A 322-nucleotide genomic window follows, 5' to 3' on the forward strand; every position below is an offset into this window, starting at 1 on the left:
CATAATCCCACCCTGATCGCATTCTGATCGCTGGTGATCGCGAGTGCAAGCGGATTCCGGGAATACCCGGCGAGAGGGCGGGACAATGGCGGCGAAGCCGAAATCGCCGGATCAGCTCCGAGAGGCGGTGCGGTCGAGGCATGACAGCATCAGGACCGAGCACGCGTACGTCGGCTCGATCACGCAGTCCATCCGCCTCCACGGGACCAGGCACCCATCGGGCCGGGCGACGACGAGATCGACGCCTCCCGCGCACTCCGAACACGGGCGAGGCCACCCGTGCCGCACGCCGTGCCCGGGCTCTTCCGCGTGGCCGAGCCCG

1 protein-coding gene is annotated in these 322 nt (G+C 68.6%); it reads right to left on the reverse strand.

The window, feature by feature from the left end:
* Positions 1 to 111: 111 nt before the first annotated feature.
* Positions 112 to 322, reverse strand: a 211-nt coding sequence (locus AB1L88_RS26985) for a hypothetical protein (RefSeq protein ID WP_367099822.1), incomplete at its 5' end; no start/stop codon positions are given.

This window comes from Tautonia sp. JC769, from assembly GCF_040717455.1.
Classification (GTDB): domain Bacteria; phylum Planctomycetota; class Planctomycetia; order Isosphaerales; family Isosphaeraceae; genus Tautonia.